22 protein-coding genes are annotated in these 23613 nt (G+C 43.9%); 19 read left to right on the forward strand and 3 right to left on the reverse strand.

Annotation, left to right across the window (positions count from 1 at the left end; translation table 11 throughout):
• Positions 1-5 precede the first annotated feature (5 nt).
• Positions 6-1829: a translational GTPase TypA gene (gene typA, locus B143_RS0100290; RefSeq protein ID WP_008316462.1), complete on the reverse strand. Its 1824-nt coding sequence runs from the start codon at positions 1827-1829 to the stop codon at positions 6-8.
• A gap of 152 nt (positions 1830-1981) precedes the next feature.
• On the opposite strand from typA, the gene B143_RS0100295 reads away from it, so the two are divergent.
• On the forward strand, positions 1982-2299 hold the full coding sequence (locus tag B143_RS0100295; protein ID WP_008316463.1) for a monooxygenase: 318 nt from the start codon (positions 1982-1984) through the stop codon (positions 2297-2299).
• Between the two features lie 120 nt (positions 2300-2419).
• On the opposite strand, the gene rpsU is transcribed toward B143_RS0100295, so the two are convergent.
• Positions 2420-2635 carry a 30S ribosomal protein S21 gene (rpsU, locus tag B143_RS0100300; RefSeq protein WP_008316464.1) on the reverse strand — a complete coding sequence of 72 codons (216 nt, stop codon included), beginning with the start codon at positions 2633-2635 and terminating at the stop codon, positions 2420-2422.
• A gap of 249 nt (positions 2636-2884) precedes the next feature.
• Here rpsU and B143_RS0100310 point away from each other — a divergent pair, with 249 nt between their 5' ends.
• The 17 genes from B143_RS0100310 (at position 2885) to scpC (ending at position 21955) form a co-directional block, all read left to right on the forward strand.
• Entirely contained in the window at positions 2885-4267 is a 1383-nt protein-coding gene (locus B143_RS0100310) for a Do family serine endopeptidase (protein WP_018121709.1), read from the forward strand.
• A gap of 85 nt (positions 4268-4352) precedes the next feature.
• The gene (gene ybaK / locus B143_RS0100315) at positions 4353-4850 is read left to right on the forward strand and encodes a Cys-tRNA(Pro) deacylase (RefSeq protein WP_026165639.1); all 498 of its coding nucleotides are present in this window, start codon (positions 4353-4355) and stop codon (positions 4848-4850) included.
• Positions 4851-4895: 45 nt separating this feature from the next.
• Complete coding sequence (gene rlmD / locus B143_RS0100320; protein WP_018121711.1) at positions 4896-6236, forward strand: 23S rRNA (uracil(1939)-C(5))-methyltransferase RlmD; 1341 nt, start codon at positions 4896-4898, stop codon at positions 6234-6236.
• 9 nt (positions 6237-6245) lie between these two features.
• On the forward strand, positions 6246-6920 hold the full coding sequence (locus B143_RS0100325) for a phosphoglycolate phosphatase (RefSeq protein WP_008316471.1): 675 nt from the start codon (positions 6246-6248) through the stop codon (positions 6918-6920).
• Positions 6920-7810, forward strand: a complete 891-nt coding sequence (locus tag B143_RS0100330) for a recombination-associated protein RdgC (protein ID WP_018121712.1) — start codon at positions 6920-6922, stop codon at positions 7808-7810. Before B143_RS0100325 ends, B143_RS0100330 begins: the two co-directional genes overlap by 1 nt.
• A 49-nt stretch (positions 7811-7859) precedes the next feature.
• The gene (parE, locus tag B143_RS0100335) at positions 7860-9758 is read left to right on the forward strand and encodes a DNA topoisomerase IV subunit B (protein WP_018121713.1); all 1899 of its coding nucleotides are present in this window, start codon (positions 7860-7862) and stop codon (positions 9756-9758) included.
• Between the two features lie 81 nt (positions 9759-9839).
• Positions 9840-10877 carry a type IV pilus assembly protein PilM gene (gene pilM / locus B143_RS0100340; protein WP_008316475.1) on the forward strand — a complete coding sequence of 346 codons (1038 nt, stop codon included), beginning with the start codon at positions 9840-9842 and terminating at the stop codon, positions 10875-10877.
• A gap of 1 nt (position 10878) precedes the next feature.
• Positions 10879-11442: a PilN domain-containing protein gene (locus tag B143_RS0100345; RefSeq protein WP_008316477.1), complete on the forward strand. Its 564-nt coding sequence runs from the start codon at positions 10879-10881 to the stop codon at positions 11440-11442.
• The gene (locus tag B143_RS0100350) at positions 11439-12107 is read left to right on the forward strand and encodes a type IV pilus inner membrane component PilO (protein ID WP_018121715.1); all 669 of its coding nucleotides are present in this window, start codon (positions 11439-11441) and stop codon (positions 12105-12107) included. The genes B143_RS0100345 and B143_RS0100350 overlap by 4 nt, the downstream gene beginning before the upstream one ends.
• 10 nt (positions 12108-12117) lie before the next feature.
• Positions 12118-12711, forward strand: a complete 594-nt coding sequence (locus tag B143_RS0100355; protein WP_008316479.1) for a pilus assembly protein PilP — start codon at positions 12118-12120, stop codon at positions 12709-12711.
• A gap of 13 nt (positions 12712-12724) precedes the next feature.
• On the forward strand, positions 12725-14818 hold the full coding sequence (locus tag B143_RS0100360) for a type IV pilus secretin PilQ (RefSeq protein WP_018121716.1): 2094 nt from the start codon (positions 12725-12727) through the stop codon (positions 14816-14818).
• Between the two features lie 45 nt (positions 14819-14863).
• Complete coding sequence (locus tag B143_RS0100365; RefSeq protein ID WP_248647488.1) at positions 14864-15424, forward strand: shikimate kinase; 561 nt, start codon at positions 14864-14866, stop codon at positions 15422-15424.
• A 3-nt stretch (positions 15425-15427) separates the two neighbouring features.
• A complete protein-coding gene (gene aroB, locus B143_RS09615) occupies positions 15428-16513 on the forward strand; it encodes a 3-dehydroquinate synthase (protein ID WP_018121718.1) in 1086 nt (361 codons plus the stop codon).
• Positions 16514-16547: 34 nt separating this feature from the next.
• Positions 16548-17798, forward strand: a complete 1251-nt coding sequence (locus B143_RS0100375; RefSeq protein ID WP_248647489.1) for an SPOR domain-containing protein — start codon at positions 16548-16550, stop codon at positions 17796-17798.
• Position 17799: 1 nt separating this feature from the next.
• Positions 17800-18414 carry a TetR/AcrR family transcriptional regulator gene (locus tag B143_RS0100380; protein ID WP_018121720.1) on the forward strand — a complete coding sequence of 205 codons (615 nt, stop codon included), beginning with the start codon at positions 17800-17802 and terminating at the stop codon, positions 18412-18414.
• 2 nt (positions 18415-18416) lie between these two features.
• Positions 18417-20342 (forward strand): ATP-binding cassette domain-containing protein, encoded by a 1926-nt coding sequence (locus B143_RS0100385; RefSeq protein ID WP_018121721.1) that lies wholly within the window; start codon positions 18417-18419, stop codon positions 20340-20342.
• 83 nt (positions 20343-20425) lie between these two features.
• Positions 20426-21955 carry a succinyl-CoA:acetate CoA-transferase ScpC gene (gene scpC, locus B143_RS0100390; RefSeq protein ID WP_018121722.1) on the forward strand — a complete coding sequence of 510 codons (1530 nt, stop codon included), beginning with the start codon at positions 20426-20428 and terminating at the stop codon, positions 21953-21955.
• 66 nt (positions 21956-22021) lie between these two features.
• On the opposite strand, the gene B143_RS0100395 is transcribed toward scpC, so the two are convergent.
• Positions 22022-22471: a PAS domain-containing protein gene (locus B143_RS0100395; protein ID WP_081601008.1), complete on the reverse strand. Its 450-nt coding sequence runs from the start codon at positions 22469-22471 to the stop codon at positions 22022-22024.
• A 164-nt stretch (positions 22472-22635) separates the two neighbouring features.
• Between B143_RS0100395 and B143_RS0100400 the strand changes: the two genes are divergently transcribed.
• Positions 22636-23610, forward strand: a complete 975-nt coding sequence (locus B143_RS0100400; protein WP_008316489.1) for a KpsF/GutQ family sugar-phosphate isomerase — start codon at positions 22636-22638, stop codon at positions 23608-23610.
• Positions 23611-23613 lie beyond the last annotated feature (3 nt).

Raw genomic sequence — 23613 nt, forward strand, 5'->3', positions numbered from 1 at the left:
AAGCATTATGCATCTTTAGAAGCACGAGCAAAACGTTTACGATCATTTTCCGTTAAGTATTTTTTACGTAAACGGATGGATTTAGGTGTCACTTCAACCAACTCATCGTCATCAATGAATTCGATGGCTTGTTCTAACGTCATGCGGATCGGTGGCGTTAATGTCAATGCTTCATCCGTACCTGAGGCGCGCATGTTTGTTAACTGTTTTGCCTTCAATGGGTTCACAGTTAAGTCATTGTCGCGTGAATGGATACCGATCAACTGACCTTCATACACTTCTTCAGCATGGCCAATGAATAAGCGACCACGATCTTGTAAGTTGAACAATGAGTACGCAGAGGCTTTACCTGTACCGATGGAGATCAATACACCGTTCAAACGTTGACCCACTTCACCTTTTTTGTAAGGACCGTAATGATCAAAGTTATGGAACATTAAGCCTGTACCACTTGTTAATGTCATGAATTCAGTTTGGAAACCGATCAAACCACGAGATGGGATCATGTATTCTAAACGAATGCGGCCTTTACCATCTGGAACCATGTTGGTCAATTCACCGAAGCGAATGCCCATTTGTTCCATGATTTTACCTTGGTGATCTTCTTCGATGTCAAAGGTCAAAGTTTCATAAGGTTCAACTTTAACGCCATTTTCTTCTCTAAAGATAACTTCAGGGCGACCCACAGCCATTTCAAAGCCTTCACGACGCATGGTTTCGATTAAGATAGATAAATGAAGCTCACCACGGCCAGAGATCTTGAAGCGATCAGGATCTTCAGTGTCTTCAACGCGCAATGCAACGTTGTGTAACAATTCTTTTTCTAAACGCTCTTTGATTTGGCGAGATGTGACAAACTTACCTTCTTTACCCGCAAATGGAGACGTATTCACTTGTACAGACATCGAAACAGTTGGTTCATCCACTGTCAATGGTGGCAACGCTTCAGGATGCGCAGGATCACACAATGTATCAGAGATGAATAAAGGATCGATCCCTGTGAAACAGATGATGTCGCCCGCTTGTGCAGATTCAAACTCAACACGATCTAAGCCATGGAAGCCCAAGATTTTTTGAATTTTACCGTTACGTTTTTTGCCTTCACGGTCAATGATTGTCACTTGTGAGTTTGTTTTGATTTGACCACGTTGAATACGGCCCACACCAATTAAGCCCACATAAGAGTTGTAATCTAATGAAGAAACTTGTAATTGGAATGGTGCATCCACTTCAACTTTAGGTGCATCAACGTGTTTAACGATCGCTTCAAATAAAGCTGTCATGTCGCCATCACGCACATCGGGTGTATTGCCAGCAAAGCCGCTTAAGCCTGATGCATAGATCACAGGGAAGTCTAATTGTTCTTCAGTTGCACCTAATTTATCAAACAAGTCAAACGTTTGATCTAATACCCAATCAGGACGAGCGCCAGGGCGGTCAATTTTGTTGATCACAACGATTGGCTTAAAGCCCATTGCGAATGCTTTTTGTGTCACAAAGCGTGTTTGAGGCATCGGGCCTTCAACCGCATCCACTAATAATAAAACAGAGTCAACCATGGACAATACACGTTCAACTTCGCCGCCGAAGTCAGCATGTCCTGGAGTATCTACGATGTTGATGCGATAATCATTCCAATTGATCGCTGTGTTTTTTGCCAAAATAGTGATGCCGCGTTCTTTCTCGATTTGTCCTGAGTCCATCACACGATCGGCCACTTGCATGCGTGGGTCGAATGTGCCGGATTGTTTAAGGAGTTGGTTAACGAGAGTGGTTTTGCCATGGTCAACATGGGCAATAATCGCAATATTGCGTAATTTTTCGATCACTTGAGTAAGCCCTTATCAGTGAATGGTTGTGAAAAAATGAGATCAAGCATTTTAGCATACTAAATGCTCACGCTGTCAATTTTATGAATTTTATGGTAGTTGGCAGCTTTTAATGAAATTAAAGCGTATATTAGAGAAAAGGAGAGATCACGATGACAGTCTATTTAATGCAAATTGATTTCCATACAGAAGGGCCATTTGGTGCAGAAATGAGCGAAGCGTACAAGCCATTGGCGCAAGACATTGCCGGCACAAACGGACTCATTTGGAAAATTTGGACAGAGAATGCAGCAACTTCGCGCGCAGGCGGTTGGTATGCGTTTAGTGATTATGAATCATTAGAAGCCTATAAAGAGATGCATTGTGCGCGTTTAACGAGTTTTGGCATTACGGACATTGAGACAAAAATCTTTACCCCAAATGTTGATTTGTCTGTGATTGACCATTTTCCTGCGGCGTTAATTTCATAAGGAGCATGATCATGGATGAAGAGTAACGTAAATCAGTTGAAATGAATTGAATCCATAAAATGGAAAAAGCCTCAGAAATCTGAGGCTTTTTTTGAAACGTTCTAATGCAATAAAATTGTATTAGTATAAGCGTTTACGATGAATTGAATCACGCATGATACGCTTATAATGGCGTTTCTGAGCAGCGGCAGCCTTGCGCTTACGCTCTGCGGTTGGTTTTTCAAAGAATTCACGTGCACGTACGTCCGCGATAACGCCAGCTTTTTCACAAGCACGTTTAAAACGACGCAGAGCTACGTCAAAAGGTTCATTGTCACGAATCTTGACGGAAGGCATTAAACATCACCCCAATTAGTAATTAATTAAATAAAAACGTTTTTTGAAAGATCAAAAAACACCAAGCTCAAAATTATATAGGAAATTGATTTTAATGTAAAAGAAAAAGCGCATTTTCTTTTGTGTCAATGAACCATTGCCAGCATTTTGATTTACGAGAAATTTACTTTTCATGACGAATGTTTGCAAAAACGAACCTATACTGCACTCATCACGATTGTATAAAAATTTCCATAAGGAGACACATTAATGAAAAAACCTTGGATGGCGCGCGTGTATGTGGGCGTGATGGGCTCATTGTTACTGATGAGTGTTGCGGTTTCACAAACGCTGCCCGATTGGAGTACATTGTTTGAAAATAATAAATCCTCGATTGTGAGCATCACTGTTAAAGGTAAAGAAGAGGTGCCAACGATGCCAGGCTTTCCCTTTTTCTTTGATGAACGCGATCCGTTTTCATTCTTTTTTGGTGAGCCAAGACAACGATCACAAAAGCCGCGTGAACGCATTGTGCAAGCCGGTGGCTCAGGATTCATCGTGGATCAAAATGGCTTAATTGTCACCAATGCCCATGTGGTGGGTAAAGCTGATGAGATTTTGGTGCAGTTGTCTGATCGCCGTGAATTGCCAGCAAAACTTGTGGGCAAAGATGATCGCTCAGATGTGGCGGTGCTACAAATTGAAGCGAAAAACTTGCCGGCCGTGAAAATTGCCGATGTCAAAGATCTAAAAGTGGGGCAATGGGTAATGGCAGTGGGTTCGCCATTTGGGCTTGATTATACAGCAACGCAAGGCATCATCAGTTCTCTTGGCCGCAATTTACCAAGTGACAGTTACACGCCATTCATTCAAACCGATGCTGCGATTAACCCAGGCAACTCAGGCGGTCCGCTCTTTAATACAAAAGGCGAGGTGATTGGCATTAATTCACAAATTTACACCAGTACAGGCAGCTATGCGGGCGTGAGCTTTGCCATTCCGATTGATTTAGCGATGGATGTGGTGCAGCAATTGCAATCAAACGGTAAAGTGGTGCGCGGTTGGCTTGGCGTACAGATTCAAGATGTGAATGCTGATTTAGCGAAAACCTTTAACTTGGATAAACCCCAAGGGGCGATTGTGTCGAGCATTGTGCCCAATGGTCCTGCGGCAAAATCTGATCTTCAAGTGGGCGATGTGATTTTATCTTTCAATGGTCAAACGATTCATACATCGAGTGAATTACCGGTGTTGGTGAGCCGTGCGAAAGTGGATCAACCGGCAACATTAGAGATTTTACGCCATGGCAAAAAACAGAACTTAACCGTGGACATTAAGGCGGTAGATGGTGATCAATTGGCGGTGACGGCACAAAATGGTGCGCACAATCTCTTGGGCATCACCGTGGAAGCATTGCCACAAAACAGTGTGCAGCAAGGCGTGGTGATCAGTGGCGTGACAGAAGGCGCAGCAGCTGATGTGGGCATTCGTGATGGCGACATCATCAGCCAGATCAATGGACAGAACATCTTGACGGTGGCAGATTTTAATCAAGCCCTTGCATCTGTGAAAAAAGGTGATGTGGTGCGTTTATTGGTGCACAGAGGCTCAAATGCTTACTTTGTGGCAGTGCCCATTAAAGAAAAATCCTAATGTGGATGAAACATTGAACAACAAAGCCCCGCAAAGGGGCTTTTTTCTTGGGTATACTAATGGCTTTCAATCAAAAGGTGACATCATGGCGAAGTCAAAAGTGGATAAAACCAATGCAATGCGCGCATTAGATCAATTGAAAATCAATTATGAAGCGTTAAGTTATCCGTGTGAGGGTGATGAGGTCAAAGGCGGATTAGAAGTGGCACAATTGCTCGGTGAGTCGCCGAATGTGGTGTATAAAACACTCGTCACCCACAGTGATCATGATTATGTGGTGGCGGTGATTCCAAGCGCGGAGCATCTTTCATTAAAACGCTTAGCTAAAGCGAGTGGACACAAAAAATTAGAGATGATTCCTGTGGCAAAATTAGAGCCATTAACGGGTTATGTGCGTGGTGGTTGTTCACCGATTAAGATGAAGAAAACATTTCCAACCTTCATTGCAAGTGCCGCAGAGACTTTGCCTTACATCATCATTTCAGCGGGGAAGCGCGGCACGCAAATTAAAATTGCCCCGCAAGATTTATTAAAAGCCGTGCGATGTCAATTTGCAGACATTTCCGACCTTGAAGCGGAGTGATTTGTGATATGATCGCTTCTTTTTATTTTAGGGTTTTGAGCAAAAATGGCAAAGCGTAGACACAGACAAAAATTTTCCCAAGAACCATTTGAAGTGGCCATCACGGACATTACACACGATGGCCGCGGCGTTGCCCATGTGGAGGGTAAGGTGGTGTTTGTCAATGGCGCATTGCCAGATGAAGTGGTGATGGCGCAATACGTCAAAAGCCGCAAAGATTACGATGAAGCGAAAACCATTGAAGTATTAAAAGCATCGCCAGATCGTGTGGCGCCCATTTGTGATGTGTTTGGCACCTGCGGCGGTTGTTCATTGCAGCATTTAGATCCTGAAAAACAGATCTATTTTAAAGCCAAACAATTGGCATCGAACTTGAAAAAACAGGCAAAACTCGACTTTGATGTGGCAGAACAAATGCCGCCATTGAGATCACCCAGTGAACATTATCGCTATAAAGCGCGTTTAGGCGTGAAATATGTGGCGAAAAAAGAGAAAGTGTTGGTGGGTTTTCGTGAGAAATTTGCTCCATTCATCGTGGATATGGACAGCTGCCCTGTGCTTGAAGACAAAGTGGCGAACTTGTTGCCTGCATTGTCTGCCTTAATTGGTGATTTAACGCTGTTAGATAAAATCCCACAAATTGAAGTGGCCATTGGTTCAGAGCAAGTGGCATTGAGTTTTCGCGTATTAGAAACGCCCACTGAAGAAGATGAAGCAAAACTCAAAGCATTTGGCATTGAGCACAACATTCTCATCTATTTACAGCCTAAAAATGAAGCCTCGACCTATTTATTAAGTGATGTGGAAGATCGTGATGATTTGTTGAATTATCAATTGCTTGATCGCTTAACGATGGCATTTAAGCCGTATCACTTTACGCAAGTGAACCCAATGATCAACCAACAAATGGTCAAACAAGCGCTAGACTTATTAAAGCTGCAAAAAGATGAAACAGTGCTTGATCTCTTTTGTGGTTTAGGTAACTTCACTTTGCCTTTAGCGTTAGAAGCTGGCAAGGTCATTGGCGTGGAAGGGGATCAAAGCTTAACTGAGTGGGCTGCGAAAAATGCGGCGCGCAATGGTTTAGAGAATGTTGATTTTTACTGTACAGATTTGACACAAAATCAAGATGATGCCGATTGGATGCAGCTCAAATATGACGCGATCTTGGTGGATCCGCCGCGTTCAGGCGCATTAGAAATGATGCCGTATTTAGGCAAATTGGCCCCAAAACGCATTTTATATGTGTCTTGTCATCCTGCAACATTGGCACGCGACTTAGCTGAGTTGGTGCAATATGGCTATGAAGTGACCGATGCAGGTGTGATGGACATGTTCCCGCACACAGCCCATGTGGAATCGATGGCGCTGCTCGTTAAAAAATAAGGAGTCACAATGGCAATTGAGGCAATTGGTTTTGATTTAGATGGTACGTTGGTGGACAGTGCACAAGGCTTAGGAAATACAGTCGATGGCATGTGTGAGCGTTTAGGCTTGCCGCAACCCGGCAAAGCGCTCGTGACTACGTGGATTGGCAATGGCATTGAAATGTTATTGACGCGCGCCTTAGCTTGGGCAGGTGCACCGAGTGATGATGAATACCGCGCGCGTGCCATGGCCATATTGTCCGATTGCTATCAGGATGAGTTATTGAGCGGCAGTCCACTGTTCCCTGAGGTGAAAGTGACTTTAGAAGCCTTAAAAGCACAAGGGTATGATTTGGTACTCATCACCAATAAGCCTTCAAAGTTTGTGCCAGAATTGATGCATTATTTGGGCATTGATCATCTATTTACCGAAATGCTTGGTGCGAATGATGTGGCAAAAATCAAGCCGCATCCTGCGCCCATTTTTAAGATTTTGGGGCAGCTTGGCTTAACGCAACGTGAGTTTGTGTTTGTGGGCGATTCGCGTAATGACATTTTGGCAGCGAAAAATGCTGGCGTGCGCTCGATTGCCTTGACGTACGGTTATAACTATGGGGAATCGATCGCCCATGCATCCCCAGATGCTGTGGTGGATGATTTTGCGGCGATCTTACCTGTGATTGAAACATGGAAAAATGACTGATGAGCTTTAAAAATTTATTGATTTACCGCTTTGAGGAGCCGTTGAACGGCTCTTTAGAAGAGATGGAAGCGAAGCTTTCCGCAAAACCTTTAACCAACTGTTTAACGGAAGAGTTGGAAAGTTTAGGTTGGTTGCCGATTTATAAAGATGGGCAGCAGTATGTGGAAAAAGTCAATCAAGCGCTGTTTGTGCGTTTTGGGATTGAGCATAAAATTTTGCCAAATTCTGCGGTAAAAACAGCCGTTGAGAAGAAAATTGAAGAGAAAAAATTAAAAAATGTCAGCCGTTCTGAGCTTAAAGAACTGACAGAAATGGTGACCAATGAATTGTTGCCCAATGCGTTGGTCAATCGCTCTTCTATGCTTGCGTACATTGACCTTGAGAAAAATTGGTTGGTGGTGGATGCAAGTTCTGCTAAAAAGGCTTCACTGTTGACGAGCCATTTGCGTAAAACATTGGGCAGCTTGCCCATCATTCCTTTAGTGCCAGAAAGTTCAGTCACCGCCGCAATGACCCATTGGGTTCAATATGGCGTTGAGTCTGACGCGCTTGATCTTTTGTACGATGTTGAGCTCAAAGAGATGAAAGATGAAGGTGGCAATGCGAAGTTTAAAGGCGTGCCCCTTGACGCAAAAGAGATTCAAGAGCCACTGAAAGAGGGTTGGCAAGTGACCAAACTCTCTTTAGGGTTTGATGAACAAGTGACGTTTTCAATGGCGGGCGACTTTGTGTTTAAGCGCCTAAAATTTTTAGAACGTTTCCAAGAAAATTTAGATCATGACGATGACCCTTCGGCTGCAATGCAAGCAGAATGGTATTTGGCAGTGGATTTATACCGTAAGCTCATCGATCATGTGTATGCATTAAGCAATCACGCATCAAACGCATAATTGATGCTCGTTTCATTTGTTTTTAGATTAAAGAATTTATAGGTTGACCATGGCTGAAAAGAAATATACCGCAAGCTCGATTGAAGTATTAACGGGGCTTGATCCTGTCAAAAAACGCCCAGGCATGTACACCGACACCACGCGTCCGAATCACTTATTGCAAGAGGTGATTGATAACTCAGTGGATGAAGCGCTCGCGGGGTTTGCGGATCATGTCACCATCACGTTGTATAAAGATGGCTCATATGGGGTCAAAGACAATGGACGCGGCATGCCAGTGGACATTCATCCTGAGCACGGCGTCAGCGGTGTTGAGCTGATTTTAACTAAGTTGCACGCTGGTGGTAAATTCAATCAAGATGTGTATCACTATTCTGGTGGTTTGCATGGCGTTGGGGTTTCTGTGGTCAATGCCTTGTCTGAGCGTTTAGAAGTTACGGTTTGGCAAGCAGGCGTTGAGTATAAAATCGCTTTAGCCAATGGCGAATGTGTCGAAGCATTGACGCAAGCGCCGTTTGCCAATAAAAAATTGAGTGGGACAGAAGTGCGCTTTTGGCCGAATGGCAGCTACTTTGATTATGACAAAGTCGCTAAAGCCCGTTTGATTCCATTATTAAAAGCCAAAGCATTGTTGGCTGCGGGTTTAAAAATCACCTTGATTGATGAAACTGTGGCAGAAGATACTGAAGGTGCGCGCCTAGAATGGTTCTTTGAAGGTGGCATCACTGAATACATTGAAGATCAATTAAGCGGTGAAGAGATTGTGCCAGTTGCGCCCATCATTGGTGAATTTACCGGTGAAACGGAAGAGTTCACTTGGGGCATTGCCTGGATGAAAGAGGGCACGCCATTGATGATGGAAAGTTATGCGAACTTAATTCCCACCATTGCTGGCGGTACACATGTCAATGGTTTGAAAAATGGTTTAACCGATGCGATCCGTGAATTTTGTGAGCAGCGCAATCTATTGCCGCGCAATCTAAAAATTGCCCCAGAAGATGTGATGCACAATCTCAATTTCTTATTATCACTCAAAATGGTGGAGCCACAATTTGCGAGCCAAACCAAAGAGCGTTTGAGTTCTCGCCACATCGCCAACATTGTGTCAGCCGCTGTGAAAGATTTCTTCACCCTTTGGCTCAATAAACATGTCGAAGAGGGCTTAGAGATTGTCACCCTCATCATTGAAAATGCTCATGCGCGCATTAAATCCTCAAAAGCTGTGGTGCGTAAAAAAATCTCCCAAGGCCCTAAATTGCCGGGTAAATTGGCCGATTGCATCAGCAATGATGTGGCGCTGACGGAGCTCTTTTTAGTGGAAGGGGATTCAGCAGGCGGTTCAGCCAAGCAAGCGCGAGATAAAGAGGTGCAAGCGATCATGGCGCTGCGCGGTAAGATTCTCAACACTTGGGAAGTGGATTCAAGTCAAATCTTATCCTCACAAGAGATTCATGACATCTCTGTGGCAATGGGGATTGATCCTGAATGTGAAACCCTCGAAGGCTTGCGTTATGGCAAAATCTGTATTCTTGCGGATGCGGATTCCGATGGTTTACACATTGCAACCTTATTGTGTGCATTATTCTTGCGCCACTTTCGAAAATTGGTGGAAGAAGGGCATGTATTTGTGGCAGTGCCACCGTTGTATCGCATCGACATTGGCAAGGAAGTGCATTACGCATTAGATGAGTATGAAAAAAGCGAGATCATAAAAAAATACAATAAAAGCCGTAAACAAATCTCTGTGACACGCTTTAAAGGACTCGGTGAAATGAATCCGATTCAGCTCAGAGAGACGACAATGGCTCAGGATACACGCCGCTTAGTACAATTAACGATGGATGACACTGATATAAATCAAGTATTTGATCGTTTGTTGAATAAAAAATTGAGCGCTAAGCGTAAAGAATGGATTGAAAATCAGGAATTTAGCAAGGTTGAGGCATAATTAAAAAAATTGATTTTACATAATGCTACTAGTAGAATCAGGCAGCTAATTTTAAATAAGAATGAATCGAGGATAATAAGTATGGCTAAAAAGCCGAGTGTGTGTATCGGAATAGACATAGGATCATATTCAATCAAGATCGCAGAAGTGCAACGAAAAGGCAAAGATTTTCGTTTAACCCGCGCCCTTGTGTTTAACTGCGAAGGCGACTGGAAAGATGGCATGCCCGTTGAAATTGATGTGGCCGGCATCAGCTTAAATAAAGCGATGTCAGCGTTTGGTAGCTGTAAAGAGGCAACATTGGCGATCCCGACATCGGTGGCGATGGTGCGTTCTGTGCCGATGGAAACAAAGTTAAAAACCGATGAATTGTGGAAAACCATTGAGGCAAACGTGTCGCAATATTTCCCATTCTCCTCTGAGGAAGTGTTCATTGACTTTGTACCGATTAAACCCTCTTTAAGTGCAGAAGGGCACACGGATGTGTTGATCGTTGCGGCGCAAAAAGAGTTTGTCAATCAGCGCGAAATCTGTGCGGACATCGCAGGGCTTAAAGTCAATGCCATCGACATCAATATTTATGGCTTATTAGATCTATTGCACTTAAAAGGTGACATAGACAATATGTCTGATTATGATGCCGTGATGATTTTTGACATCGGTTTGATGCATTCAAGTTTAAATGTGGTCACCGGTGATCAATCTGTTTATGTGCGCGATGTACCGATTGGCGGCGAGCGCTTAACACAGTTGATCACAGAACAAAAATCCCTCTCTTTGCAAGATGCGGAAAAATATAAATTAAGTGGCGCTGCAGACATTCAAGAGAGCATTCAGCAATTCATCTCTGAAATGATGGTGCAATTACAATCATCGATTGACGTCTATGTGGCCAATAACCCACAAGTGACATGTCATCGCTTGTACATCTCAGGGGCAACCGCTTGTTATCCACAAATCCTCGATGCGTTGAGCACACAATTGACGAATGTTGAGGTGGAAGTGTTGTCACCTGACATGATTTTTGATGTGGATGACAAAGTCTATACTAAATTAAACGGCTCAAGCATTGAAGCACTTTCAACCGCAGCCGGCTTAGCAACGCGAGGATTACTCTAATATGATCGTTAAAATCAATCTATTACCGTGGCGCGAAGAGCTTAAGCTTCAGCGTGAGAAAAAAGTTAAAAGCTGGTTGGTGACAAGCTGCTTCATTGGGGCGATTTTAGCTGCCGCTGTGATCTTTTTTGTCAATGAAGAGCTTGAGTCGCGTGAAGTGCGCACCAGCATCATTGATATGGAACTTGCTAAACTCAGCCAAGTTGAAAAGCAGATGAATGAGCGTAAAGCTCAAACAGAAGCGTTAAAACAACAGCTCAATGTATTGCGTGAATTGGCTGCCCAACGCTCTGAAGTGGTGGGCATGATGGAGCAATTCTCTTCTGTAATGCCAGAGGATGCCTTCTTAATCTCATTGGCCTTTACATTGAATCAATTGAGCTTTAATGCCTTGGCAAAAGATCGTGATGTTTTAGCTGGTCACTTAGATCAACTCGATAAAAACATTGGCCCTGCGCCGATTCCACCGCATCGTGAAGTGGTGATTGATGGCAATAACGTGGTCTCTTACAGCGTGGTTGTGGACCCTGAAAAAAAATCGGCGATTGAAGAGGATGCAAAATGAATTTAAACAGCATTGATTTTAATGAACTCTTTTCCATTGAGAATTTAGCAAAGCAACCTAAATGGACGCGTGCCTTAGTGTGTGTGGGCAGTGCCATTTTAACATTTGCAGTGGTGACCTTTGGCGCCTTTAAATATTTTGAATTTGTGGATCAATTCCAAGCACAAAAAGATCGTGAAAACCAAAAGTTGGGTGAGTTGGCAAAAAAACTTGAGTTTAAGGCCTTAGCCGATCTCTATTTGGCTGAAATTGAGCAAGTGAATCAACTCTTATTAGAAGTGCGTAAGAAATTACCGCGTGAATTGAATGCGGCCAACTTTATCGAACAGCTCAATATGAACGCGATGCGCGCTGGGATTGATGTGAGACAATCGATGCCATTAGCTGAGCAATCGGCAGGCTTTTACACCAAGATTCCTGTGAGAATTGAAGGGTGTGCAACGTATGATCAGATCGGGCAATTTGTGGCAAACTTATCAGAAATTGAACGCATCATTACGCTTGATAACTTTGGCATCAACAGTTTTGTGCCAACGGCTCAATTGCCACAAGGCATTGAGATGTTAAAAAACGTGCCAAACGTTGTGGTGCCTAACTTTGACTGTGGTGTGTCTGGTCGTCAGGCGTTTTCAGCATTGATTGCAACCTATCGATATAACTCATAAGGAAAGAATGATGAATCCAAAAATTATGACAGTATTGGTATCGGCGTTCATTTTACAAGGTTGCTTTGAGCAATTTGAGCGTGGGGAACCGGTAGAAGAGCGCATCATGGATACAAAGCAATCTGTGGCACTCAAAGTAAAATCTCGTAAATTTGACAGCATCGCCAATAGCTTAGACATGGGCGATACCACCTTATTTTATATTGCCCAAGGCCGCGATCCATTTGTGGCGTCAGGCTCATTTAAAGGGGTGTTTGATTATGGTGACTTTGACGTCGCTGTACAGAGTAAAGTGCGTTTAAAACACGATCCTGAAAGACCTGAAGGTTATAAACCTGGCCCACTTGAAAAGTATGAGTTAGACAACCTAAAAATGATTGGTGTGATGTCATTGCAAAATGGCGAAACGGCTGCGTTGATCGATGATGGCAAAGGCAAAATCATCATGGCACGCGTCGGTGATTACATTGGCCGCGATTTTGGACGCATTAACAAAATTACAGAGCGCGACATTTTCATTGATGAAAAATTCGCCCCCGGCAATAAAGAAGATCCGAATGCATGGGTCTCTGCACCAAATAAAATATCGTTAAAAATAAAATAATTGGAGAGTATTTATGAGATTAACTCAGCCCGTTAATGGCTATCACTTAGGCGCAGTTTCAGTTGCATTGTCTGCTTTGTTGTTCTCCACGGCCAGTGCGCAGCGCTTGACTGCGGTGGAATCTGTGGCGTTAGCCGATGGCAATGTTGAATTGCGTTATCACTTTGACCGTGATGTACAAGCCCCAAAAACCTTTTATTTAGACAATAAAAATTTATTGGTGCTCGATTTTGCATCCACAGGCGTCAATCAAGTGTTGAAAAATCGCACGATTAATAACAACATTGTGTCTGATGTACAAAACATGTACGCGAACAATAAAGTGCGCTCTACAGTTAAATTAAAAGACAACAGCACTTACTCGGTCAATAGCCGTGGCAATGAAGTGGTGGTGACGTTAGCGCCTAAAAATTTATATGAAACCACTCAAGCCGGTTGGCAAAATTCTGTGCAGTCAAATGTGCCCAGTCAGGATTTGATGGTCAATCAACCTGTTGCAAAAGATGTGGGCTTTTTCCGTAACTCACAAGGCGCGGGTGTGATCGAGGTCTTTTTACCCAATGCCCAAACACAAGTGCAATTGGTGGATGAACAAACCCGTGGTTTAACGGTTTCTGTGCCCGGTGTTGCGTGGAATCCTGCGCAAGTGCGCCGCATTGAAGTGACGGACTTTGCAACGCCTGTGTCTGCTTTAGAAGTGGTCAATAATAACGGAACGGCTGCGGTGCGCATTCGCACACAATCGAATTATGAATACAGCACCCAACAAATTGGCTCTAAGTTTCAGTTGATTGTGAAGCCAAAGCGCCAAATGGTTGAGCAAAAGAAAAGTGCTTTAGGTGACAAAGATGTGTTCACTGGTGATTTAATCAGCATCAACTTCCAAGATATTGATGTGCGTGCCATTTTACAGATCATTGCAGACTTTACGGGCTTAAACATTGTCGTGAGTGACAGCGTCAATAGCCGCATCACCATCCGTTTACAAAATGTGCCATGGGATCAAGCCTTAGATGTTGTATTACGCTCAAAAGGTTTAGTGAAACAACAAAGCGGTAATGTTGTGTACATCATGCCTGCAAATGAAGCGCGTACATTAGCGCCTGATTTGATCACAGAGATCATCCAAATCAACAACGCAAAAGCGGCAGAGTTGGCACAAGTATTATCCTCTCAACAAGGCACCAATGCAGATGGTACACGCGTGCAATCCACCGGTATTTCTGAGCATGGTTCTTTAACGGTGGATCCGAACCAAAACTTATTGATTGTGCGTGATACACCTGAGCAAATGCGCATTGTGCGTGAGCTCATCAGTCGTTTAGATCGTCCATTAAGACAAGTGGTCATTAAAGCACAAATTGTGGCAACAACAGATACATTTGCAAGAGAATTGGGTGTAAAATGGGGCATTCAAAGAGCCAATAGAGGCAGTTGGACAGGGGATGGGACAACAGCACCTGAAGGTGGTGGTTCAAGCTTTAATCCATGGAATCCAAATGTTCAAGGTAGTTACCAACCAGGCGGTAGCAATGTTTGGGGTGGCGGTATTGTGGATGCAAGCGTTGCAGGTAATACAGGTCTTTTTGCTTTAAATGTGTTGCGTCGTAACTTTGCAGCAGCATTAGAATTACAAGCAATGCAAACACAAGGTCGAGGTGAAGTATTGGCCAGTCCAACATTAATGACAACGGATCGTCAAGAAGCCTACATCAATGAGGGTTCACAAATTGCCTATTCAACAGTGAGTGATAATGGTACAAACACTGAGTTTAAAGATGTGGTGATGGAGCTTAAAGTGACGCCAAGCATTACGCCAGATGATCATATTATTATGGACATTCAGATTAAGAAGGATGATCCGGATGGTGCCACGCCTAAAGGTGATATCAAAATCCGTAAGCGTGAGATTAAAACACAAGCCATTGTTCGTGATGGTGAAACTGTTGTGTTAGGTGGTATCTATACTGTGACCTCTGCTGAGGATGTACAAAAAGTTCCATTTTTAGGTGACATTCCATTTGTGGGTAATTTATTTAAAAATAATATTACAACCAATAATAAAGCTGAATTGGTCATTTTCTTGACGCCGAATATTGTGAAATAACTATTGATTCTTGCAGTAAAACGATAGAAACTATTGGTCATGAAAATGATCAATAGTTTTTTTTTAGTGGGCCCGATGGGTGTGGGTAAAACCACAGTGGGTCAAGCCTTAGCCGAACAACTCGGCTTTTCCTTTATTGACAGCGATGCCTATATTGAAAAGATGGCAGGGCAATCGATTGCAGAGCTCTTTGCAACGCAAGGTGAAGCGGCCTTTCGTGACTTAGAGACCAAAGCCATCGATGCATTGTCTTTATTGCCAAACATTGTGCTCTCCACCGGTGGTGGCGCGATTTTACGTCAGGTTAATCGTGATTATTTAAAATCCCGTGGCACCGTGATCTTTCTAGATTTGGCACCTAGCGCCATTTTTGAGCGCATCAAAGGCGATCAAACGCGTCCGCTGTTAAAAACTACATCTCCCCTTGGCACCCTACAAAATATTTATGATGAACGTCATCCGATTTATTTAGATGCTGCCCATTATCGCATCTTAGTGGAAGGTCGAACCCCGCAAGAGATTTCTGATCTTCTGTTTTCTTTGTATAATGACCCTATGAATGTTTCAGCCGATTGGTGTATTCCGTTAAAGGATTTAAAGAATTAAGTTATGAAAATTATAGATATCGAACTTGGTGACCGTTCTTATCCCATTTGTATCGCCTCTACAAATATGTTCACTGACCGCTTAGAAGAAAAAGTTCGTGGCGAAACAGTCTTGGTGGTTTCAAATACCACAATTGCACCGTTGTATATGGATTATGTGGTGGGATTATTGCCCAATAAACGCGTTGAAACATTGGTGCTCGAAGATGGTGAAATCTTTAAAAACAATGAATCCTTACAAAAAATCATCACAAAATTATTGACTTTAAAATATAACCGCTCAGCCACATTGATTGCATTAGGTGGCGGCGTGATTGGGGATTTGGTGGGCTTTGCGGCAAGTATTTATCAGCGCGGCATTGATTTTATTCAATTTCCCACAAGTTTATTGGCACAAGTGGACAGTTCTGTGGGCGGTAAAACGGCCATCAATCATCCCCTCGGTAAAAACATGGTGGGCACGTTTTATCAGCCAAAAGCGGTGTTCATTAATGTGGATGTGTTAGATACATTGCCGCGTCGTGAGTTCATCAGTGGTTTATCTGAAGTGATCAAGTATGGTTTGATTCGTGATCGTGATTTTTTCTATTGGTTGCGTGACCATAAAGATGCCATTTTGATGCGCGATAAAACGGCGATTAAAGAGTTGGTGGCGCGCTCTTGTCAGAATAAAAAAGAGATCGTGATGGAAGATGAGTTTGAGCAAGGCAGCCGCGCTTTATTAAACTTAGGGCACACGTTTGGCCATGCGATTGAAAAAAATATGGGTTATAAAGGCATTTTGCATGGTGAAGCTGTGGCGGTTGGCATGCGCATGGCGGCGATTGTTTCTGAGAAAATGGGCTTAATGAGCCCAGAGAAAGTGGCAGAAATTGAAGAGACCTTGACATCATTCTTGTTGCCAACGTCTATGAAAGAGCAATTTTCATTTGATGCCATGTGGGAAGTGATGTTGCTTGATAAGAAAAACACGGCAACAGACATCCGTTACATCCTTTTATCTGACATTGGTGAAGGGGTTGTGATGGGCAATGTACCGAAAGCGTACATTGAAGAAGCTTTCCATATGACCATGACAAAGGACGCGTAAGACATTGAGGTTAGATCGACTCCCCTGGATCAAGGTGCCACCTTATGATCAAATTTTGACGCACTTAACCGATGTTTGTCAGGCGCGTCAAACCCATTTACTGTGCATACAAGGGCCGAATGGTTCAGGTAAGAGTCGATTGTTGTCTGAATTGTTTCGGGCATTGTCTGAGGATCCATCGCACGCGGTGGCCAGCTTAAATGGGCATGATCACAGCGTTGTCCCAAGCACTGTCTGTACGTGGCCGAAATTTGATGCCCCTGATTTTGAAGTACAATTAGAAGCGTGGCTGACGCAATTATTGCAACATAAAACGCATGCGTATCTATTGATTGATGATGTCGAAGCGCTGCCACATGCAGAAATGCGTGCAGTGATGACGCTGTTTAGTCATCATCCTGAGCTTTTTTCAAAAGTGACGCTGGTCGCTTTCATGGGCATTGCGCCTGCGCACATCGAAATGCGTGAGTTGTTAAAAGGCGCTGAAGTCATCACGCTCACCTCCATGAACATGATGGAATCTAAGCAGTTTGTTGACAGCGTGTTTGAGCATCTGAATCAAAATAAAGAGATCTCTATTGCAGAGATCAATCAGCTCCATAATCTTTCGTATGGTTACATTGGAAGATTGTTAAAGTTATTGGAAGAAGAGCGCCCAACGCCCATGAAAAGCGTACAGCGCTCTTTTCAATGGTTATGGTGGTTATTGATTCCAATCATTGGGGTTGTGGGCTTTGTGGCTTGGCAATGGTGGCAAAAAGCGCCAACAGAGCCTGCGGTCACAGATGTCCCCGATTTAACGATTGTGGTGGATGAAGTGATGCCGACTGTCAAAGTGGTGGAGCCGGTGCCAAAAGTGATCACCGTGACACCAGAACCCACAGCACCTGTGAAAGTGGTCAAACCCATTGAAATGGTAGCGGTTGCCCCAGCCTTGATGGTCAAGGGCGAACCGATTGTTGAGGCAGCGCATTCACCTGAAGCAATTTCGAAAGCCAAAGTCCCGCCGCCACAGAAAGAAAAAGCATCCACGAAAACCAAAAAAGTGGCAGTGCCTTACATTATTGAGCTTAGTCGTGACACAGAACGCGCGGCACTTGAAAAGCAGTTAAAAGGACGATCGATCCCTGGGCAAGTACAATATGCTAAAATCCATGAGCGGGGTAAAACCGTATGGATTGCCTTCATTGGGCCGTATGACACAGAGTCACAGGCCATTGAGGGCAAAAAGAAGCTGCCAGCGAGTGTGCAGCGCTTACCATTGAAAGTTAGAAAGGAATCCTAAAGTGGGTAGACGTAATGATCATTCGCGCGACGAATTAAAAGAAATGGTGATTTTGGCTGCCGAAAAAATTTTAGTCGATGAGGGTTACAATAAACTCACGACGCGCCGCATTGCCAAAGAGATTGGTTATACGGTGGGCTCTTTGTACATGGTGATCAAAAATGTAGATGATTTGATGCTCCTACTCAATGCCCGTACTTTACAACAGTTGTTGGAAAAAATTGAACTTGATTTAGCTAAGGGCTCAAAAGAACCAGAAGCTGCTTTGATGCAAATTGCCATCAGTTATGTGGACTTTGCCTTTGAGCATAAAGAGAAATGGCAGGCGATCTTCATGCACCGAGTGACTGATGAGGCCTTGCTCACAGAAGATTACTTTGTGCACATTAAAAACCTCTTTTATGTGATCGGTCAGCAGTTGTCGCAATTGGCGCCACATCTTTCTGAAGATGAACTCGGCTTATTGACACGCGGTTTATGGGGCGCAGTGCATGGCGTGACCATGTTGAGCCTTGATCACAAATTTAGCATTGGTGCGCCTGTTGAATATGACACGCAGCGCGTGGTGAAAAGCGTGGTGGGCAGCGCATTATACGGGATTCAAAATAGAGCTTAATTATGGCAATTTTAACATTACACAATATTTCATTGGCTTATGGGGATCGTCCTTTATTGCAAAATTTAGATTTTGCGTTAGAAAAGGGCGACCGCGTGGCTTTAATTGGCCGCAATGGCGAGGGCAAAAGCTCTTTATTAAAAGTGATCACAGGCGATGCTGTGCCAGATGATGGCGAAGTGATCATTGATCGCGGCTATCGCATTGCGGCGCTTTCTCAAGAGATTCCACGTGATTTAACACAAACAGTTTATGACGTGGTGGCTGAAGGCATTCCTGAAGTTGGGCAAAAATTGGTGGCGTATCATCAAATTTTATTGCAGCCAGAAGATCAGATGGATTTGGCAGAGCTCAGCCGTTTACAGCATGAGATTGAAGCCCTTGATGGTTGGTCGCTTGATCAAAAAGTGATGACCATCATTTCGCAATTGTCTTTGCCAAAGGATGAGATCATCGCCAATTTATCGGGCGGTTGGATTCGTCGTGTGCTCCTTGGTAAAGCGTTGGTCTCTGAGCCTGATTTATTATTGCTTGATGAGCCGACGAACCATTTAGACATTGATGCCATTTTGTGGCTCGAAGAGATGCTGCTTAAAAATTATCATGGCGCGCTGTTGTTCATCACCCATGACCGTCAATTTTTGGGCAAGATCGCCAATAAGATCATTGAGCTTGATCGCGGTATTCTCTCAGAATTTCCGGGCAGTTATGACAATTATCAGCGCCGTAAAGCGGAGATGCTCCATGCAGAGAATCAAGAACGCGCGCTGTTTGATAAGCGCTTGGCTGAAGAAGAAGTGTGGATTCGTAAAGGCATCGAAGCACGCAGAACCCGTAATGAAGGGCGTGTGCGCGCTTTAAAAGCGATGCGTGAGCAATTTAAAGAGCGCATTTCGCGTCAAGGGATTGCTAAACTCAATTTTGAGGAAGGTTCAACGTCTGGTAAGCGCGTCATCAGTGCGGAAAACATCTCATATTCCATTGATGGCAAGTCCATTATCAAAGATTTCAGCATGACGCTGATGCGCGGCGATCGCGTGGGTTTAATTGGTGCAAATGGTGCGGGTAAATCCACATTGTTAAAGTTGCTCTTTGAACAATTAACGCCAGAGAGCGGTAAAGTGGAAGTGGGCACGAAGCTTGAGATTGCCTATTTTGATCAATTGCGTTCTGCGCTAGATTTAGAAAAAAGCGTGATGGACAATGTGGCAGAAGGCAGCGACTTCATTGAGATCAACGGTAAAAAACAACATTTGATTGGCTGGCTTCAGGACTTTATGTTCACGCCAGAAAAAGCGAGAAGCCCTGTGAAAGCATTATCAGGCGGTGAGCGCAACCGCTTATTGCTCGCTAAACTCTTTGCAAAGCCAGCGAATGTCATCGTGCTCGATGAACCGACGAATGACTTAGACATCGAAACGCTAGAGGTGCTTGAAGAGTTATTGCTGAAATTTGAAGGCACGCTTTTGATCGTTTCCCATGACCGTGCATTCATTGATAAAACAGTGACTTCAACGTTGGTATTTGAAGGCAATGGCTCGGTGAGTCAATATGTGGGCGGTTACAGCGATTGGCTGGAGAGTGTGGAGAGTCAAAAGTACTTTAATCACACCGCAGCACAGGCAGAGAATCACAAGTCTGAAAAGAAAAATGTTGTGGAAAAGAAGCCGGAAACAGAAGCACCTAAACCACAAAAGGTGAAATTATCATATAAAGAGACGCGTGAATTAGAGACATTGCCCGCATTGCTCGAGCAATTAGATCAAGAGATTCAAGCGCTCTCTGAACAAACGCAACACAATGATTTTTATCAACAAGATCATGTGAAGCAGGCGGCAGTTTTAGATGCTTTAGCACGTAAGAATGAAGAACTTGACGAAGCCTTCATGCGTTGGGAGCTATTGGAACAGAAGCGTTCGCAGATGTGACATATTGCTTTTCAGCAAATTACTGTATAGTATCTTGAGCTACAAATAAGTTACAACTAGAAAGATTAATTAGGAGGATGTTTATGGAACAGTTAAAAGCGCAAGCGGCCGGTAAAATTCGTAATCCAAATTTTGAAAATAAAATTGTCTCGGCAGAAGAAGCCGCATCATGGATGGAAGATGGCATGACCATCGGCATGAGTGGCTTTACTTTGTTTGGCGAACCTAAAGTGTTCCCGGGTGCATTAGCGGCTCGCGCACATAAAGATGGCATTAAAGTGAACATCTTTACCGGTGCGTCAATGGGACCGGATGCCGATGGCGTATTGGCTGAAAACAAAGCGATCAATTTGCGCTTACCTTACCAAGGCAATCCCATTTTACGTAAAGAGATCAATGGCGGCGAAGTGAAATACATCGACCAACATTTATCACACACCGCAGAACAATTGCGCCAAGGCGTGTTAGGTGAGATTGATTATGCTGTGATTGAAGCGGCAGCCATCACTGAAGATGGTCAAATCATTCCAACAGGTTCTGTGGGTAACTCACCGATTTTTGTGGACAAAGCAAAACACGTGATCATTGAACTGAACGTATCTGCACCCGCAGCTTACGAAGGCATTCATGATGTGTATGTGCCAAAAGATCAAGGCGAAAACAGCCGTGAAGCGATTCCTGTGTATGATGTGAGTAAACGCATCGGCAGCGTTGGCATCAAAGTTGATCCTGCAAAAGTACGCGGCATTGTATTGTCAGATCGCCCAGACATTCCATCACCTTTATTTGAACCAAATGAAGAGACGCAAAAAATTGCGGACAATTTATTAGCATTCTTAGAAAAAGAAGTGGAAGAAGGTCGTTTGACAGAAAGTTTAGCGCCGTTACAATCAGGCGTAGGTTCTGTGGCAAATGCTGTATTGAGCGGCATGAAGCACTCTAAATTTAAAGACATCACCGTGGCATCAGAAGTGTTGCAAGATGGCATCTTTGACTTGATCGATGCGGGCGTTGTGAAATTTGCAGCCGCGACGGCATTCTCTTTATCCGCTAAACGCGTGGCAACCCTTGCGGAAGATTTAGAGCGCTATAAAGGCAAAGTGATTTTCCGCCCACAAGAGATCACCAACCATCCTGAAGTGATTCGTCGTTTAGGCGTGATTTCTTTTAACACAGCGTTAGAAGCGGACATTTACGGCAACATCAACTCTACCCATGTCAATGGCACGCACATGATGAACGGCATTGGCGGCTCAGGCGACTTTGCACGCAATGCGCGCATCACGATCTTTGTGACGCAATCGACCGCGAAAAATGGTGACATCTCTGCCATTGTGCCATTTGTAACGCATGTGGATCACGCAAACCATGATGTGGACGTGATTGTGACAGAACAGGGTTATGCGGATCTTCGTGGTAAATCACCTAAAGAGATCGCAGCCTTGGTGATTGAAAACTGTATGCATCCTAAATTTAAAGCCCAAGCACGTGATTACTTTGATCGCGCTTGTGCAAAAGGTGGTCAAACACCACACATCTTGTCTGAAGCATTCTCATGGCATGATCATTATGCGAAACATGGCACCATGGTTTTAGGCGAAAGCAAAAAATAAATTGGGTCATTAAAAAAATCCCTGATGACGATCAGGGATTTTTTTTGTCTCAATGTTTAGTGCCGATTAATCGAGTGTGGCATAAAGCGCGATGGCATCTTTTAATTTCTCTTCACTTGGCATTCTGCGAATGGATGTGAATGCAGTGATGTTGCCATCTTTATCAAATGAAGGCACAACGGTGGCGTACACCCAATAATATTCACCATCTTTACAAAGATTTTTCACATAACCATTCCAACTTTTGCCCGATTCAATGGTGCTCCACATGTCCTTAAATGCCGCCTTTGGCATGTCAGGGTGGCGCAAAATGTTTTGAGGCTGACCGATCAATTCATCTCTTGTATAGCCGGAGATGTCAATAAAAGCTTGATTCGCTTGCATGATTATTCCGTTCGTATCCGTATATGAAACAATGAGTCGGCCAATCGGGTAAGGGATGCGTGTATCATTGACTGAGACTGTACGAGTTGAACCATCATAATAATGTAATTCTACTTCGCGAGAATTCGACATTTCCTTCTCTCCTAAGCTTGTGTAGAAATTTAAAATAGGCAATTTTCATTGTGTTATATTGCCGCGACAATTGACCATTATACGATAAAGCGGCCAAAGATAAACTGAGAATCAGGAAAATATTCGCTATAATTACGGCTCTATTCATGGTTGGAAGAGATTGAATGAACCCACAAGATCGCGCAATTGCTCATGCAAAACGAGTGTTGGAGATTGAAGCTAAAGCCGTGAGTGCTTTGCAATCAATCATTGATGAAAATTTTTATGCCATTTGCCAAGTCCTCAAAGCGTGCACAGGGCGCGTTGTGGTCACCGGCATGGGCAAGTCTGGACACATTGGCCATAAGATTGCCGCAACCTTAGCAAGCACCGGCACCCCTGCATTTTTTATGCATCCGGCAGAGGCAAGCCACGGTGATTTAGGCATGATCACGGCATCCGATGTGGTGATTGCTTTATCAAACTCAGGAGAATCCGATGAGATTGTTGCCATCATGCCCATCATGATTCGCCAAGGCACACAAGTGATCGCCATTACAGGCAATGATCAATCAACATTGGCAAAAAATGCGCAGTATCATTTGTTGGCGAAAGTGACAGAAGAGGCCTGCCCATTGAATTTAGCGCCCACTTCATCAACTACCGCTGTGCTTGCCTTAGGCGATGCCATTGCAGTGACATTGATGGAAATGCGTGGCTTTACGGCAGATGATTTTGCGCGCTCTCATCCGGGGGGTAAATTAGGCCGCCGTTTATTACTGCGTGTCTCAGATGTGATGGCACCATTTGATGAGCTCGCGAATGTCTCTGAAGATCAGCATTTAACCGATGGTTTGCTTGAAATGACTAAATATCCCCTTGGCATCATCGTGGTGACGGATGAATCTGCCCATTTAAAAGGTGTGTTCAGTGAAGGGGATTTGCGCCGCACGTGGACAAAGCATGCGGACATTCGTCAATTGACCATGAAAGCCTGCATGACAGAAACACCCATCAGCATTGGACCTGACGCTTTAGCGGTGGATGCTGCAAATTTAATGGAAGCAAAACGCATCAGCGCGTTGCCTGTGTTAGATGATGCGGGGCACGTGGTGGGCGTTGTGACGATGCACCATTTATTAAAAGCGAGAGTCATGTAAGTC

The sequence above is a fragment of the Wohlfahrtiimonas chitiniclastica DSM 18708 genome, from assembly GCF_000375345.1.
In the GTDB taxonomy this organism is placed as follows: domain Bacteria; phylum Pseudomonadota; class Gammaproteobacteria; order Cardiobacteriales; family Wohlfahrtiimonadaceae; genus Wohlfahrtiimonas; species Wohlfahrtiimonas chitiniclastica.